General features: G+C 62.0%; 15 protein-coding genes. 11 read left to right on the forward strand and 4 right to left on the reverse strand.

All coding sequences use genetic code 11. The annotated features are described in order from the left end of the window. Window positions 1–116: 116 nt before the first annotated feature. Entirely contained in the window at window positions 117–1,592 is a 1,476-nt protein-coding gene (locus HX786_RS15275) for an inorganic phosphate transporter (protein WP_003219836.1), read from the reverse strand. A gap of 310 nt (window positions 1,593–1,902) precedes the next feature. Then, entirely contained in the window at window positions 1,903–2,103 is a 201-nt protein-coding gene (locus HX786_RS15280; protein ID WP_003219834.1) for a hypothetical protein, read from the reverse strand. Between the two features lie 667 nt (window positions 2,104–2,770). Between HX786_RS15280 and pcaR the strand changes: the two genes are divergently transcribed. The 11 genes from pcaR (at window position 2,771) to pcaC (ending at window position 13,667) form a co-directional block, all read left to right on the forward strand. Beyond that, the gene (gene pcaR, locus HX786_RS15285; RefSeq protein ID WP_003219833.1) at window positions 2,771–3,613 is read left to right on the forward strand and encodes a pca regulon transcriptional regulator PcaR; all 843 of its coding nucleotides are present in this window, start codon (window positions 2,771–2,773) and stop codon (window positions 3,611–3,613) included. A gap of 148 nt (window positions 3,614–3,761) precedes the next feature. Beyond that, entirely contained in the window at window positions 3,762–5,108 is a 1,347-nt protein-coding gene (locus HX786_RS15290) for an MFS transporter (protein ID WP_003219832.1), read from the forward strand. A 147-nt stretch (window positions 5,109–5,255) separates the two neighbouring features. Beyond that, window positions 5,256–6,113 (forward strand): CoA transferase subunit A, encoded by an 858-nt coding sequence (locus HX786_RS15295; RefSeq protein ID WP_003219830.1) that lies wholly within the window; start codon window positions 5,256–5,258, stop codon window positions 6,111–6,113. Beyond that, complete coding sequence (locus HX786_RS15300) at window positions 6,110–6,892, forward strand: CoA-transferase subunit beta (protein ID WP_172834582.1); 783 nt, start codon at window positions 6,110–6,112, stop codon at window positions 6,890–6,892. Before HX786_RS15295 ends, HX786_RS15300 begins: the two co-directional genes overlap by 4 nt. Next, on the forward strand, window positions 6,889–8,094 hold the full coding sequence (gene pcaF / locus HX786_RS15305) for a 3-oxoadipyl-CoA thiolase (RefSeq protein ID WP_178912300.1): 1,206 nt from the start codon (window positions 6,889–6,891) through the stop codon (window positions 8,092–8,094). The genes HX786_RS15300 and pcaF overlap by 4 nt, the downstream gene beginning before the upstream one ends. Window positions 8,095–8,122: 28 nt before the next feature. Beyond that, a complete protein-coding gene (gene pcaH, locus HX786_RS15310) occupies window positions 8,123–8,827 on the forward strand; it encodes a protocatechuate 3,4-dioxygenase subunit beta (protein ID WP_003219824.1) in 705 nt (234 codons plus the stop codon). Window position 8,828: 1 nt separating this feature from the next. Beyond that, window positions 8,829–9,395, forward strand: coding sequence for a protocatechuate 3,4-dioxygenase subunit alpha (gene pcaG / locus HX786_RS15315; RefSeq protein ID WP_003219820.1), 567 nt, complete (start codon window positions 8,829–8,831; stop codon window positions 9,393–9,395). 180 nt (window positions 9,396–9,575) lie between these two features. Then, window positions 9,576–10,871 (forward strand): MFS family transporter, encoded by a 1,296-nt coding sequence (locus HX786_RS15320; RefSeq protein WP_003219818.1) that lies wholly within the window; start codon window positions 9,576–9,578, stop codon window positions 10,869–10,871. A gap of 49 nt (window positions 10,872–10,920) precedes the next feature. After that, a complete protein-coding gene (locus HX786_RS15325; RefSeq protein WP_178912299.1) occupies window positions 10,921–12,285 on the forward strand; it encodes a 3-carboxy-cis,cis-muconate cycloisomerase in 1,365 nt (454 codons plus the stop codon). Between the two features lie 10 nt (window positions 12,286–12,295). Next, on the forward strand, window positions 12,296–13,087 hold the full coding sequence (pcaD, locus tag HX786_RS15330; RefSeq protein ID WP_003219815.1) for a 3-oxoadipate enol-lactonase: 792 nt from the start codon (window positions 12,296–12,298) through the stop codon (window positions 13,085–13,087). Between the two features lie 187 nt (window positions 13,088–13,274). Next, window positions 13,275–13,667 carry a 4-carboxymuconolactone decarboxylase gene (gene pcaC, locus HX786_RS15335; protein ID WP_003219813.1) on the forward strand — a complete coding sequence of 131 codons (393 nt, stop codon included), beginning with the start codon at window positions 13,275–13,277 and terminating at the stop codon, window positions 13,665–13,667. Here pcaC and HX786_RS15340 read toward each other — a convergent pair. After that, window positions 13,664–14,563 carry a polysaccharide deacetylase family protein gene (locus HX786_RS15340; protein ID WP_166742188.1) on the reverse strand — a complete coding sequence of 300 codons (900 nt, stop codon included), beginning with the start codon at window positions 14,561–14,563 and terminating at the stop codon, window positions 13,664–13,666. The genes pcaC and HX786_RS15340 overlap by 4 nt on opposite strands. A gap of 78 nt (window positions 14,564–14,641) precedes the next feature. Further along, entirely contained in the window at window positions 14,642–15,892 is a 1,251-nt protein-coding gene (locus tag HX786_RS15345; RefSeq protein WP_177036909.1) for an OprD family porin, read from the reverse strand. Between the last annotated feature and the right edge of the window lie 64 nt (window positions 15,893–15,956).

Genomic DNA, 15,956 nt, shown 5'->3' on the forward strand with positions numbered 1-15,956 from the left:
GTAAGAGCGGAACCATAAGTGGCCGTTACCTAAATAACGGATATACACCCAAACCCCAGCCATAAAAAAAGGCACGACCCTCACAGGTCGCACCCTCTTCACAAGCCCAAGAGCTGTCAGCTACCCAAAGCCTTGGAAGCCAACCAGAACAACCCGGCCGAAAGGCCCACAGTCGCCGGCAGCGTCAACACCCAAGCCATCAGAATGGTCTTGACGGTGCCACCTTGCAGCCCGCTCTTGTTCGCCACCATGGTCCCCGCCACACCCGAAGACAACACATGGGTCGTGGAAACCGGCAAGCTGAAGATATTGGCCAGGCCAATCATGCTGGCCGTGGTGATCTGCGCCGACATACCCTGGGCATACGTCATGCCCTGCTTGCCGATCTTCTCACCAATGGTCAGCACCACACGCTTCCAGCCCACCATGGTGCCCAGGCCCAAGGCCAGTGCCACCGCCAGGATCACCCAGAACGGCGCGTACTCGGTGGTCGCCGTCAGGTCCTTGCGCAACTTGTCCAGGTCCGACTTCTCACGCGCATCCAGGCCTGGCAACTTGCCCACCTTCTTCGCGGTGTCATCCAGGCACAACAGATAACGACGCACTTCAATCCGGTGCTCGGCGGTCAACGAATGGTAGTCAGAGACACCTTTCAAGGTCCCCAGCAGGGCGTTGATCGTAGGTTCAGTCTGCTGCGGATTGCACTGGAACTTGCCCGGCAAATCGTCTTTCACGCTTTTGCCCAGGGCCAGGAACTCACCGAGGGTTTCTTGATTGCGCTGGTAGAACTGATTCAAGTGCAGCGTGGCGTCGCGGGTGCGCTCGATCTGGTAAGTGGTGCTGCCCAGGTCCAGTACGAACTGCGCCGGCACGATACCGATCAGTACCAGCATGATCAGGCCAATACCTTTCTGCCCGTCGTTGGAGCCGTGCACGAAGCTCACGGCCATCGCCGAAATCACCAGGACCAGGCGGTTCCAGAACGGCGGGTGCTTCTTGTCGTCGAGCTTGCGGCGCTGGTCCGGTGTCTTGTGCATCTTCGACAGCGGGCGCCACCATTTCAGGCCCAGCAGCACCAGGGCGGCAACCACGAAACCAGCCATCGGCGAGAACACCAGCGAAGCGCCGATATCGATCGCTTTCTGCCAGTTGACGCCGTCAGCCAGGGGAATGTCGTTGATCAGGGCGTTGGCCAGGCCGACACCGAGGATCGAACCGATCAGGGTGTGGGAACTGGACGCCGGGATCCCGAAATACCAGGTGCCGAGGTTCCAGGTGATCGCCGCTGCCAATAATGAGAAGACCATGGCCAGACCGTGGCCGGTGTTCACATTGATCAGCAACTCCACCGGCAGCAGGTGCACGATGGCATACGCAACACCGACCCCACCGAGCAACACGCCGAGGAAGTTGAACACCCCGGAGAAGAACACGGCCAGATGCGGAGGCATGGCTTTGGTATAGATGACTGTGGCAACCGCGTTAGCGGTGTCATGAAAGCCATTGATGAACTCGAAGGCGAGGACAAAGGCCAGGGCGAGCAACAGGCTCACTAGAACCCAAGCATCCAGTCCGCTGAATAAATCGATCATGAAGGTTTTCTGACCCGGTCGTAAGGGGGCGCGATTATGCCAGAAAACATCGGTAATCAATGCACTAGCTGCTCATCGGTAACATTCTTCAACGAAAAAAAATGGGGGGGAGGCGTGCATCCCGGTGTTTTCGGGGCTTTGGCAAGTGATTGATTTATATGGAGGATCCATCAAATTCGCGGGATAAAGCGCCGGAAGGGAATAACTGAAACAATCGTATGAAATTTCGCTAAGGCCACATAACGGGCTTCCCTCCACCAGCGTGGTACTGGCAGAGAGATGGCACCTTTGGAAGCTCAACCCGAAACGCTTATGGCTCTTCGGCTTTGAGGTCCTGTTCAATCTTTTGGATTTCCTGGGCAAAGGCCTGGTCGAGCAGGCTGGCTCGTTTGCGCCATGGCTTGCGTTCAGGTTCTGGCTGGGCGGCGTAGGTGGTGACTTCCCCGCCGTAAACATCCTTGTAACGTTGTTCCTGGCGCTCAAGTTCCGCGCGCAGTTCGTCTTTCGTCACATTGTTACCTAATTGAGTTGAGTTTGATTCCGGCGAAACGCGATGCCGGGAAGTCGCCCCCGGTATACCGTCAATCTGAAGATCAGCGTGGAAAGGTATACAGGAAAAACCACTTCTTTATTGCACGCGGCCACGATACCGGAGAAGAGCAGTTGTCGTAGCAACAGTTTTCTTGTCACAGCCACAAGCAGTTGGCAGGCATTCGAAATGTGTGTCAGGTACTTGCGGCGGAGCCTGCACGCAGCCGGTGCACGACTGGGTGAAATCTATCCTCGGGGTCAGGCGAGGCTGGCTCCTGCACAGGATGCATTATAGCCACGCGCTTGAATAACACTATCGCCAACAAGTTAAAAATCGTCAACTTTGTGTGAGGGTTTTGTTACGCAGGTGTGTGGGGTATTTGCTGAACTATTGGCGCCATAAATCATGCAATGTTCTACAGGCGTTAATCAACCTTAACTTCTCTCGTACATCAGTCGATTCTGAAAGGCACTCAAATGGATGTAGAGGGGTTCCGGCACCGGTCGGCGGTGACAAATTGCGATAATCGAATGACCGTCCGATAATCGCCCAATGTTGGTTGCCCTGCCTTGTGCAGCCATTGCACGGCGGCTTGTAATAGCGGTCACCCTCCCGCAGCGGTTAAAAATAAGAGAAAGGACCCCAAATGAACGATCAATTGCGCAACTCCTTCGCATCAGTGGCGCCGCCGATCGTTGCGTCACCGGCCAAGCGCATCCAGGCGTTTACCGGTGATCCGGATTTCATGACCTCCCTGGCACGCGGCCTGGCCGTGGTGCAGGCATTCCAGGAGCGCAAGCGCCACCTGACCATCGCCCAGATTAGCCACCGCACGGAAATCCCCCGCGCTGCCGTACGCCGTTGCCTGCATACCCTGATCAAACTCGGCTACGCCACCACCGACGGGCGTACCTATTCGCTGTTGCCCAAGGTGCTGACCCTCGGCCACGCTTACCTGTCGTCCACGCCCCTGGCCGTTTCGGCGCAGCCTTACCTGGACCGCATGAGCGAGCAGCTCCACGAGGCGTGCAACATGGCAACCCTGGAAGGTGATGACATCCTCTACATTGCCCGCTCCGCCACCACCCAACGCCTGATTTCCGTCGACCTTTCCGTGGGCGGCCGTCTCCCGGCCTACTGCACCTCCATGGGCCGTATCCTGCTGGCGGCGCTGGATGACGCCTCGCTGCAGGACTACCTCGACCACGCCGACCTGCAAACCAAGACCAGCCGCACCCTCACCACCCCGCAAGCCTTGCTCGAATGCCTGCAGGAAGTGCGGCAGCAGGGCTGGTGCATTGTCGACCAGGAACTGGAGCAAGGGCTGCGTTCCATCGCCGTGCCGGTGTACGACGCTTCGGGCCAGGTCCTGGCGGCACTGAACGTCAGCACCCATGCCGGGCGGGTCAGCCGCAGCGAGCTGGAGCAGCGTTTCCTGCCGAGCATGCTCAGTGCCAGCCAGGAGCTGAGCGCGCAGCTGTTTGCGTAAGCTGTTCGGTGACCGCACAGATCCCGGCTGGATGAATTGACGGTGTTTCCCAAGGCTTATTAATGTGCGGCAGCGCTTCAAGGCGCCGCCCCAATAATAATGACGACTCAAGGTCGTTCGCCCGCCCATCGGTGTGGAAATAAAAATAATGAATCAGCCTTCACCTGCTGTCGGTACTTGTTTGGACGTTCAGTCCTTCATCAACGCCCAGCCGCTGTCGCGGTATCAGTGGCGAGTGGTGATCCTGTGTTTTCTCATCGTCTTCCTCGACGGCCTCGACACGGCCGCCATGGGCTTCATCGCCCCGGCGCTGTCCCAGGACTGGGGCATCGACCGCGCCAGCCTCGGCCCGGTAATGAGTGCCGCGTTGATCGGCATGGTCTTCGGCGCCCTGGGCTCCGGCCCACTCGCCGACCGCTTCGGGCGCAAGGTGGTGCTGGTGGGGGCGGTGCTGGTGTTTGGGGCCTTCAGCCTGGCCTCGGCCTACAGCAGCAACGTCGATCAACTGCTGATCCTGCGCTTCCTCACCGGTCTCGGCCTGGGCGCCGGCATGCCGAACGCCACGACACTGCTCTCCGAATACACCCCGGAACGCCATAAGTCCCTGCTGGTGACCAGCATGTTCTGCGGCTTCAACCTGGGCATGGCCGGTGGCGGGTTTATCTCGGCCAAGCTGATCCCGGCGTATGGCTGGCACAGCCTGCTGATGATCGGCGGCCTGTTGCCGCTGATCCTCGCGGTGGTGCTGCTGTTCTGGCTGCCGGAGTCGGCGCGTTACCTGGTGGTGCGCAATCGCGGCACCGACAAGGTGCGCAAGACCCTGGCGCCTATCGAGCCGGGCATCGTCGCCCAGGCCTCGAGCTTCAGCGTGCCCGAACAGAAAACCGTCAAGGCGCGCAACGTGTTCGCGGTGATCTTCTCCGGCACCTACAGCGCCGGCACCTTGCTGTTGTGGCTGACGTATTTCATGGGCCTGGTGATTGTTTACCTGCTGACCAGTTGGCTGCCGACCCTGATGCGCGACAGCGGCGCCAGCATGGAACAGGCCGCGTTTATCGGTGCGTTGTTCCAGTTTGGCGGCGTATTGAGTGCGGTCGGCGTGGGCTGGGCGATGGACCGGTTCAATCCGCACAAGGTCATCGGCACTTTCTACCTGCTGGCCGGAGTGTTTGCCTACGCGGTGGGGCAGAGCCTGGGCAATATCACGCTGCTGGCGACTCTGGTGTTGATTGCCGGCATGTGTGTCAACGGTGCGCAGTCGGCGATGCCGTCGCTGGCCGCACGTTTCTACCCGACCCAGGGCCGCGCCACGGGCGTGTCGTGGATGCTCGGCATCGGCCGCTTTGGCGCGATCCTCGGGGCGTGGATGGGCGCGACCTTGCTGGGCCTGGGCTGGAACTTCGAACAGGTGCTGACCGCCCTGGTGATCCCGGCGGCATTGGCCACCACCGCGGTGGTGATCAAGGGCATGGTCAGCCATGCCGACGCTACCTGAAACGGACCGATAGCAAGACAACAATCCGTTCGATAATCGAACACTCAGTCGATTATCGGATTGTTTGGCCCCGACCCCCGGCTTAATCTTCAAGCACTTCGGCGCTGCCTCCAGCGCCTTTTTCGATCGATACCGGGAGCCCACCCCATGGCTGAAATCCTTTCGCTGGCTGATGCGGTAAAGCAGTTCGTGAATGACGGCGACACCGTTGCACTCGAAGGCTTTACTCACCTGATCCCTACGGCGGCAGGTCATGAAATCATTCGTCAGGGCAAGAAAGACCTGACGCTGGTGCGCATGACGCCTGACCTGATCTACGACCAGTTGATCGGCGCCGGCTGTGCACGCAAGCTGATTTTCTCCTGGGGCGGCAACCCGGGCGTGGGTTCACTGCATCGCCTGCGGGACGCCGTTGAAAAGCAATGGCCGCAACCGCTGGAGATCGAAGAGCACAGCCACGCCGACCTGGCCAATGCCTACGTCGCCGGTGCCTCCGGCCTGCCATTCGCGGTGTTGCGCGCCTACGCCGGCTCCGACCTGCCCAAGGTCAACCCGCTGATCAAGACCGTGACCTGCCCCTTCACCGGTGAAGTACTGGCGGCCGTGCCGTCGGTGCGCCCGGACATCACCGTGATCCACGCGCAAAAGGCTGACCGCAAGGGCAACGTGCTGCTGTGGGGCATCCTCGGGGTGCAGAAGGAAGCGGCCCTGGCGGCCAAGCGCTGCATCGTTACCGTTGAAGAAATCGTCGACGACCTCAATGCGCCGATGAACGCCTGCGTGCTGCCGACCTGGGCCCTGACTGCCGTGTGCCATGTGCCGGGTGGCGCGCATCCGTCCTACGCCCACGGTTACACCGAGCGTGACAACCGTTTCTACCAGGCCTGGGACCCCATCGCCCGGGACCGTGAGACGTTTACTGCGTGGATCAACGAATACATCCACGGCACCGCCAATTTCAGTGAATTCCAGGCCAAGCTGGCCACCGCGCAGGAGGCCAAATAATGGCTTACTCGACCAACGAAATGATGACCGTCGCCGCCGCGCGCCGCCTGAAGAACGGTTCGGTGTGCTTCGTCGGCATCGGCCTTCCCTCCAAGGCTGCCAACCTGGCGCGCCTGACGTCGTCGCCGGATGTGGTGCTGATCTACGAGTCCGGCCCGATTGGCGCCAAGCCTTCGGTGCTGCCGCTGTCCATCGGTGACGGCGAGCTGGCTGAAACCGCTGACACCGTGGTGCCGACCGGTGAGATTTTTCGCTACTGGCTGCAGGGCGGGCGCATTGACGTCGGCTTCCTCGGCGCGGCCCAGGTCGACCGTTTCGGCAATATCAACACCACCGTGGTCGGTGACTACCACCAGCCCAAAGTGCGCCTGCCAGGTGCCGGTGGCGCGCCGGAGATCGCCGGCTCCGCGAAGAGCGTGCTGATCATCCTCAAGCAGTCGGCTCGTTCGTTTGTCGACAAGCTGGACTTCATCACTTCGGTCGGTCACGGCGAAGGCGGTGACTCGCGCAAACGCCTGGGTCTGCCAGGCGCCGGTCCTGTAGGGATTATTACCGACCTGTGCATCATGGAGCCGGAGGAGGGCAGCCACGAATTTGTCGTCACCGCCCTGCACCCCGGCGTGACCCGTGAGCAAGTAGTGGCCGCCACCGGTTGGGCGATTCGTTTTGCCGACCAGGTGACCACCAGCGCCGAACCCACCGAGATTGAACTGACTGCCCTGCGCGACCTTGAGGCACGCACCGCTGCCGCCCACGGCCAAGCCCCCGGAGAAGCCTGATGCGCGACGTATTTATCTGTGACGCCATTCGTACCCCCATCGGCCGTTTTGGCGGTGGCTTGTCCACCGTGCGCGCCGATGACCTGGCGGCACTGCCGATCAAGGCGCTGATGGAGCGCAACCCGTCGGTGGAGTGGAGCGCGGTGGACGAAGTGTTCCTCGGCTGCGCCAACCAGGCCGGCGAAGACAACCGCAACGTGGCGCGCATGGCGGCATTGTTGGCGGGTCTTCCGGAGAGCATTCCCGGCGTCACCCTGAACCGCCTGTGCGCTTCGGGCATGGACGCGATCGGCACGGCCTTCCGCGCCATCGCCAGCGGCGAGATGGAACTGGCGATTGCCGGTGGCGTCGAGTCGATGTCCCGCGCGCCGTTCGTGATGGGCAAGGCCGATGCGGCGTTCTCGCGCAACATGAAGCTGGAAGACACCACGATCGGCTGGCGCTTTATCAATCCGTTGATGAAGGCCCAGTACGGCGTCGACCCGATGCCGCAAACCGCTGACAACGTGGCCGACGACTATAAAATCTCCCGCGCCGACCAGGACGCCTTCGCCCTGCGCAGCCAACAACGTACGGCCGCTGCACAGGCCGCCGGTTTCTTCGCCGAAGAAATCGTACCGGTGCGTGTCGCCCACAAAAAAGGCGAAACCGTGGTCGAGCACGACGAGCATCCGCGGGCCGATACCACTCTGGAAGCCCTGGCCAAACTCAAGCCGGTCAACGGCCCGGACAAGACCGTCACCGCAGGCAACGCCTCTGGTGTGAACGATGGTGCCGCTGCGCTGATTCTGGCCTCTGCTGAAGCCGTCAAAAAACACGGCCTGACCGCCCGCGCCCGGGTGCTGGGCATGGCCAGCGCCGGTGTGGCGCCGCGTGTGATGGGCATCGGCCCGGTGCCGGCGGTGCGCAAACTGGTGGAGCGCCTGGGCCTGGCGGTAACTGATTTCGATGTGATCGAACTCAACGAAGCCTTCGCCAGCCAGGGCCTGGCCGTGCTGCGTGAACTGGGGATTGCCGACGACGCACCGCAGGTCAACCCGAACGGCGGCGCGATTGCCCTTGGCCATCCGCTGGGCATGAGCGGTGCGCGCCTGGTACTGACCGCGCTGCATCAGCTGGAAAAAACCGGTGGCAGCAAAGGCCTGGCGACCATGTGCGTCGGTGTGGGCCAAGGCCTGGCCCTGGCAATCGAACGCGTTTGAGACCCACAAGAATAAAGAGGATTGCTCCATGAGTGACAAGCCCGGATACCGGCGCCCGCAAGCGGGTACTCAGCCTGATTACCTGCACCCGGCCTACCAGTCGACGAACCTGCGTTCGCCGTCCAAGCCGTTGGTGTTCCTGCCCCATTCCCTGTCGGAAATCACCGGCCCGACCATCGGCGCCGAGCGCGTCAACGAGAAGGACAACGACCTGACCGCCCAGCACGAAGGCGAACCCCAGGGCGAACGCATCATCATTCACGGGCGCGTGCTGGATGAAAACGGCCTGCCCGTTCCCGGCATCCTCGTGGAAATCTGGCAGGCCAACGCTGCCGGCCGCTACAACCACAAGCGCGACCAGCACGACGCACCGCTGGACCCGAACTTCACCGGCACCGGGCGTACCGTCACCGACGCCGACGGCTGGTACCAGTTCCAGACCATCAAGCCAGGCGCCTACCCGTGGGGCAATCACCACAACGCGTGGCGCCCGGCGCACATCCACTTCTCGCTGTTCGGCCCGAGTGTGCTGACGCGGTTGGTGACGCAGATGTATTTCCCCGGTGACCCGCTGCTGGCCTACGACCCAATCTACAACTGCGTCCCGGACACGTCCGCCAAGGAGCGCCTGATCGCCTCGTTCGATCTGGAAAAAACCATTCCGCACTATGCCCTCGGCTACCGCTGGGACATCGTCCTGCGCGGCCGCGACGCCACGCCGATGGAGAAATGAGATGAGCCTCAACGCGACTACTTCCCACACCGTCGGGCCGTATTACCACATCGGCCTGACCTGGCTGAACCGCGAAGACCTGACCGTTGCCGCCACCCTCGGCGAGCGCGTGGCGATCACCGGGCAGGTGGTGGATGGCAATGGCGATGTGGTCAACGACGCCATGCTGGAAGTCTGGCAGGCCAATGCGGCCGGCAAGTACGACCATCCCGAGGATGAGCAGGACAAACCGGTGGACCCGAACTTCGAAGGCTTTGGCCGGGTGCCGGTGGATGCCGAAGGGCGGTTTCGCTTTACCACCATCAAGCCGGGCAGTGTGCCGGGGTTGAAGGGCACGACCCAGGCGCCGCACCTGGTGGTGCTGGTGTTTGCCCGTGGGCTGGTGAAGCACCTGCTGACGCGGATTTACTTTGACGGTGAAGCGGCGAATGGGGATGACGCGCTGCTGGCGTGTGTGCCGCAGGAGCGCCGCCGCACGTTGATCGCCAAGGCGGATGCGGCGGGTGTGTATCAGTGGAATGTGATTTTGCAGGGCACAGACGAAGAGACGGTGTTCTTCGATTATTGAGTGGGTTGCGGATTTATCGCAGGCAAGCCAGCTCCCACAGGGGAATGCATTCCAAATGTGGGAGCCGGGCTTGCCCGCGATGAGGCCGGCCCAGGCAACAAATATCCAAAAGTCTGCTTGCGGAACATGGTTGTTGCAAAGTATGTCTAGGCTATAACCGTTCCCACTGAGTGAAAAAACATGACAACAAAAACCAGCCACTACACCGGAGAAGAACGCAGCAAAAGGATTTTTGCGATTGTCGGTGCCTCTTCCGGCAACCTCGTCGAATGGTTCGACTTCTACGTCTATGCCTTCTGCGCCATCTATTTCGCCCCGGCGTTTTTCCCGTCGGACGACCCCACCGTGCAACTGCTGAACACCGCCGGCGTGTTCGCCGCCGGCTTCCTGATGCGCCCCATCGGCGGCTGGCTGTTCGGCCGGGTGGCGGATAAACACGGTCGCAAGAATTCCATGATGATCTCGGTGCTGATGATGTGCGCCGGTTCCCTGGTCATCGCCTTTTTGCCCACCTACAAAGACATCGGCGCCTGGGCCCCGGCCCTGCTGTTGGTCGCCCGGTTGTTCCAGGGCCTGTCGGTCGGCGGCGAATACGGCACCACCGCCACCTACATGAGTGAAGTCGCCCTCAAGGGCCAGCGCGGGTTCTTCGCCTCGTTCCAGTACGTGACCCTGATCGGCGGGCAACTGCTGGCGGTGTTGGTGGTGGTGATCCTGCAACAGATCCTCACCGAAGAAGAACTGCGGGCCTGGGGCTGGCGCATTCCGTTTGTGATCGGCGCCATTGCGGCGGTGATCTCGCTGTTGCTGCGTCGCACCCTGAAAGAAACCACCAGCAAGGAAATGCGTGAAGACAAGGACGCCGGCAGCATTGCCGCGCTGTTCCGCGATCACAAGGCGGCGTTTATCACTGTGCTCGGCTACACCGCCGGCGGCTCGCTGATTTTCTACACGTTCACCACCTACATGCAGAAGTACCTGGTGAACACCGCCGGGATGCACGCCAAGACCGCCAGCTACATCATGACCGGCGCGCTGTTCTTCTACATGTGCATGCAGCCGGTGTTCGGCATGCTGGCGGACAAGATTGGCCGCCGTAACTCGATGCTGTGGTTCGGCGCCCTGGGCACGCTGTGCACTGTACCCATCCTGTTGACCCTGAAAACCGTCAGCAGCCCGTTCCTGGCTTTTGTGCTGATCACCCTGGCCCTGGCCATCGTGAGCTTCTACACCTCCATCAGCGGCCTGGTGAAAGCCGAAATGTTCCCGCCACAAGTACGCGCACTGGGCGTGGGCCTGGCGTATGCGGTGGCGAACGCGATCTTCGGTGGTTCGGCGGAGTATGTGGCCTTGGGTCTCAAGTCCATGGGCATGGAGAACACCTTCTACTGGTACGTCACGGCGATGATGGCGGTGGCGTTCCTGTTCAGCTTGCGCCTGCCCAAAGAGGCGGCGTATTTGCACCACGATCTGTAACCGGCTGGCGCATGCCCGTTGCCGGGTATGCGCCACCTAGGGATGTGTTATGACTATGCGCACGAGCAACCAACTGTTCGACGCCTACTTCACCGCCAACGGCATGGCCGAAGTGTTCTGCGACCAGGGGCGTTTGCAGGGCATGCTGGATTTCGAAGCGGCGCTGGCCCGGGCCGAGGCTCAGGTCGGGTTGATTCCGCAAGCGGCCGTCGCGCCCATTGCCCAGGCCTGCCTGGCTTCTCTCTACGACGTAGATGCCCTCGGCGACGCCATCGCCACCGCAGGCAACTCCGCGATTCCCTTGGTCAAGGCCCTCGGCAAGTTGATCGCCAGCGAAGATGCCGGCGCCGAACGTTATGTGCATCTGGGCGCTACCAGCCAGGATGTGATGGACACCGGCCTGGTGCTGCAACTGCGCAGTGCGGTCGAGCTGATCGAACATGATCTGGCGCGGTTGGGGGACATTCTTGCCGCCCAGGCCCAGCGTTACGGGACAACTCCTTTGGCGGGCCGGACCTGGCTGCAGCATGCAACGCCGGTCACGCTGGGCATGAAGATCGCCGGTTGGCTCGGCGCAGTCACCCGCAACCGGCAACGTCTCAGTGAGCTGAAGCCGCGTTTGCTGGTGCTGCAATTTGGCGGTGCTTCCGGAACCCTGGCGGCCCTCGGCGAACAGGCGATGCCGGTGGCGCAAGCACTGGCCGCCGAGTTGCAGCTGGGCCTGCCGGAGCAACCCTGGCATACCCAGCGCGACCGCCTGGTGGAGTTTGCCTCGGTGCTCGGTTTGATCGCCGGCAGCCTCGGCAAGCTGGGTCGCGACATCAGCCTGCTGATGCAGACCGAAGCGGCGGAAGTGTTTGAGCCGTCGGCCCCCGGCAAGGGCGGCTCTTCGACCATGCCCCACAAGCGCAACCCGGTGGGCGCTGCCGTGCTGATCAGCGCTGCCACGCGAGTGCCCGGCCTGGTGGCAACGATGTTCAGCGCGATGCCCCAGGAACACGAACGCAGCCTGGGCCTGTGGCACGCCGAATGGGAAACCCTGCCGGAGATTTGCCGGCTGGTATCCGGTGCATTGCATCAGGCGCTGCTGGTCAGCGAAGGCCTGGAAGTCGACCCCCGGCGCATGGTCCAAAACCTTGATCTGACCCAGGGCCTGGTACTGGCCGAAGCGGTCAGCATCGTCCTCGCCCAGCGCCTGGGCCGCGAAACCGCGCACCATCTGCTGGAACAATGCTGCAAACACGCCGTCGCCGACGGGCGCCACCTGCGGGCGGTGCTGGGGGATGAACCGCAAGTGACTGCCGAGCTTTCGGCGGCCGAACTCGATCGCCTGCTGGACCCGGCGCACTACCTGGGCCAGGCGCACACCTGGGTCACCCGGGCCGTGGCCGAACATTTTGCTTTGACTGCCTGAGGAGGCTGCTGTGGGATTTGTACAACTCGCCGATGGCGAACTGAACTACCAACTCGATGGCCCCGAAGATGCACCGGTACTGGTGCTGTCCAACTCCCTGGGCACCGACCTGCATATGTGGGACATCCAGATCGAGGCGTTCACCCAGTACTTCCGGGTGCTGCGTTTCGACACCCGCGGCCATGGCAAGTCGCTGGTCACCGAAGGTCCCTACAGCATCGAGCAGTTGGGCCGTGACGTGTTGGCGCTGTTGGATGCGTTGCAGATCGAGCGCGCGCATTTCTGCGGGTTGTCCATGGGCGGCCTGATCGGCCAGTGGCTGGGGATCAACGCGGGTGAGCGTTTGCGCCGGCTGGTGGTGTGCAACACCGCCGCGAAGATCGGCACGCCCGAGATCTGGAACCCGCGGATCGAGATGGTCCTGCGCGACGGTGCGGCCGCGATGGTTGCCCTGCGTGATGCGTCAATTGCCCGCTGGTTCACCGCCGACTTCGCCGAGGCTCATCCTGACCAGGCCAAGCTGATCACCGATATGCTGGCGGCGACTGATCCCCAGGGTTATGCCGCAAACTGCGCGGCCGTGCGCGACGCGGATTTCCGCGAGCAACTGGCGTCGATCAAGGTGCCGACCCTGGTGATCGCAGGCAGCGAAGATGCGGTGACGCCGCCGGCGGGTGGGCACTTTATCCAGGCGCATGTGCAGGGCGCCGAGTATGCCGAGTTCTATGCCGCGCACTTGTCCAACGTGCAAGCCGGTGCGGCGTTCAGCGACCGTGTGCTGGAATTTCTGCTATCGCGCTGAGTATCGCTGAACCCTGTGGCGAGGGAGCTTGCTCCCGTTGGGCTGCGTAGCAGCCCCTGAGCAGCCGCAACCCAACTATTTGTAAAACCCTGCAGCGGCCTCACTGGGGTCGCTGCGCGACCCAACGGGAGCAAGCTCCCTCGCCACAGGTATGTGCCTGTCGTCACCGTTGCATGAGGAGCGTTTTGTGGACGAGAAACAACGTTATGCCGAAGGCCTGCAAGTGCGCCGCGAAGTGCTGGGCGACGCCCACGTCGACCGCAGCCTCAACGCCCTGACCGAATTCAACAGCGAGTTCCAGGAAATGATCACCCGCCACGCCTGGGGTGACATCTGGACCCGCCCGGGGCTGCCGCGGCATACCCGCAGCCTGATCACCATCGCCATGCTCATCGGCATGAACCGCAGCGAAGAGCTGAAGCTGCACCTGCGCGCCGCCGCGAGCAACGGTGTGACCCGCGCCGAGATCAAGGAAGTGCTGATGCAGAGCGCGATCTATTGCGGGATTCCGGCGGCCAATGCGACGTTTCACTTGGCCGAGTCGGTGTGGGATGAGTTGGGGGTAGAGTCGCGCGCCTAGTGCGAGTCAGCGTCCCACACCCAATTCCACACACCTGGCAGGTGCACGACTTCGTCGGCGCTTTTTACCGTGCGGGCCATGGCGGCTCGCTGCAAGGTTGCCCGGTCGGTGTAGAAAGGCTGTGTGGCGAGGGGCACGCCATTGATATGGGCGCTGTCCAGCAGGATTTGCAGGTATTCCTTCAAGTGCCAGGCGGTGTAGCGGTTGATATCGTGGAAGGTCACCACCACCGGGATCACGCCGTCCACCGTCGGTAATTCGCCTTTGGCGATGCGCTCGCGCACCACCGAGAGTTGGCGTATCAGGTTTTCCCGTCGACGCGGGCTGCCGTTGAACACCCAGATCACCCCATCGTTTGCACTCAGGTCGGTCAGCAACACATGCATGCCGTGTTGCTGATAGGCGGCGAAGGTGCGCTTGTCATAGTTCCAGAACGGCGGGCGTACCAGTGTGGGCGGTTGGCCGGTGATGGAGGTGAGGGTCGACGAACCCAGGCTGAGGTAGTGCTCCAGTTCAGCCGGATTCTGCAAGCGATGGTTGCTGTGCCACGGGGTCGCGGTGTGGAAGCCCAGGATATGGCCGGCCGCGTATTCGCGCTCCATGGTCTTGTAGCCCCGCGGGTTGCCGCCGGAGCGGGGCGCCTCGGTCTGCAGGAAGAACACCGCCTTGATCCCCGGCTGTATCGGGTTGTTCGCCAGGTCCGCCATCACCGAACGGCTGGGGTTCATGAAGCCCGAGGCGCTGGGGCCGTCATCGAAGGTCAGCAAAAAACGGATCGGCGCCTCGGTTTTCAGGCGTTGTTCGGTTTGCGGTGTCAGCGCCAGGGGCGGGCCGATGCAACCGCTGAGGCTCAGGGCCAGGGCTAGTGCGGCCGATACGGTGGCGAAGTGTTTCATGGCGGACTCGAATGACATTGGCTGCTGGGGCGGGTCATCCATGACACGCGCGCACCATACAACAAGACTGTCGAGGCTTTACAGCAGGCTTATCGGGTAACTGACGATCAACCGGTTTTCATCAAACTCGTTGTTGTTGTAGTCCCGGCGCATGCTGGAGTTACGCCAGCGCACATTGAGATTCTTCAGCGCTCCGCTCTGCACCACGTAGGCCACTTCACTTTCCCGTCCCCATTCCTTGCCATCGGTCACCGTGCCGCTGTGTACGTTGCTGCCGCTGATGTAGCGGTTCATCAGCGTGAGGCCCGGAATACCCAGGGCGGCGAAGTTATAGTCATGGCGTACCTGCCAGGATTTTTCTTGGGCGTTGTCGTAGCTGGCGTTGTAGCTGTCGTTGGCCAGGGTGCCGCCGCTGGTGCCGTTGACGCGCATCCAGGCGCTGTTGCCGGTGAGTTTTTGCAGGCCGACGTAGAACGTGTTGCCGCCGTATCGGGCCGAGAACAGTCCGGACCAGGTCTTGTTGTCGAGGTCACCGGCGCGGGCGCTGCCGTCGTCCTTGCCATAGAAGAACCCGAGGTTGGCGCCCAGGGTCCAGTCGCCCACCGGTTGGCTGTGGATCAGGTTGAGGTATTGCTGGCTGTAGATGTCCTTGAGTTGGGCGTTCCACACACCGATCTGGGTGCGTTTGTCGTTGAAGGCATATTCGCCGCCCTGGAAGTTGAAGCGGTCGGAGGTGAACGCGGTTTTCCCGAACATGGACATGTCGGTCATGCTGCTGTCGTCCCGTGGGCTGTTGGCGCGGAACTGGCCGCCGTACAGGGTCAGGCCGTCGATTTCCTTGGAGGTGATTTGCCCGCCGCGCAGGGTTTGCGGGAGCGAGCGGCCATCGTCCGAACGCAGGATCGGCAGCACCGGCATCCATTCGCCGACTTTCACTTCTGTCTTTGAAACCCGTGCCTTGAACGCCACGCCCAGACGCCCGAATTCATCCGCCGGACGGCCATCGTGGTCCAGCGGCAACAGCTGGGTGCCACCCGTGCCGCGTCCGCCATCGAGCTTCAATGAGTACAGGCCCAGTACATCCACGCCGAAACCGACGGTGCCCTGGGTAAAGCCGGATTTGGCGTCGAGGATGAAACTTTGCGTCCACTCCTGTGCGCCGCCCTGGGTCTTGGTGGGATTGGTGTAGTTGCGGTTGAAGAAGAAATTACGCAGGTTGAGGTTGGCGCTGGCGTCTTCCAGGAAGCCGTGTTCTTCAGCGACAACAGGGAGGGCAATGCTGGCGACAGCGGTTGCCAGCAAAAGCCGGCGCGGGTTGAAAGTGCTCATGGTGTCAGACCTGTTGTTATTGGGGTTATGCAGGTGGCGGCCATGGTGCGGGGCGGTGCGGGGG

The sequence above is a fragment of the Pseudomonas sp. 21615526 genome (genome assembly GCF_013386245.1).
Lineage (GTDB): Bacteria > Pseudomonadota > Gammaproteobacteria > Pseudomonadales > Pseudomonadaceae > Aquipseudomonas.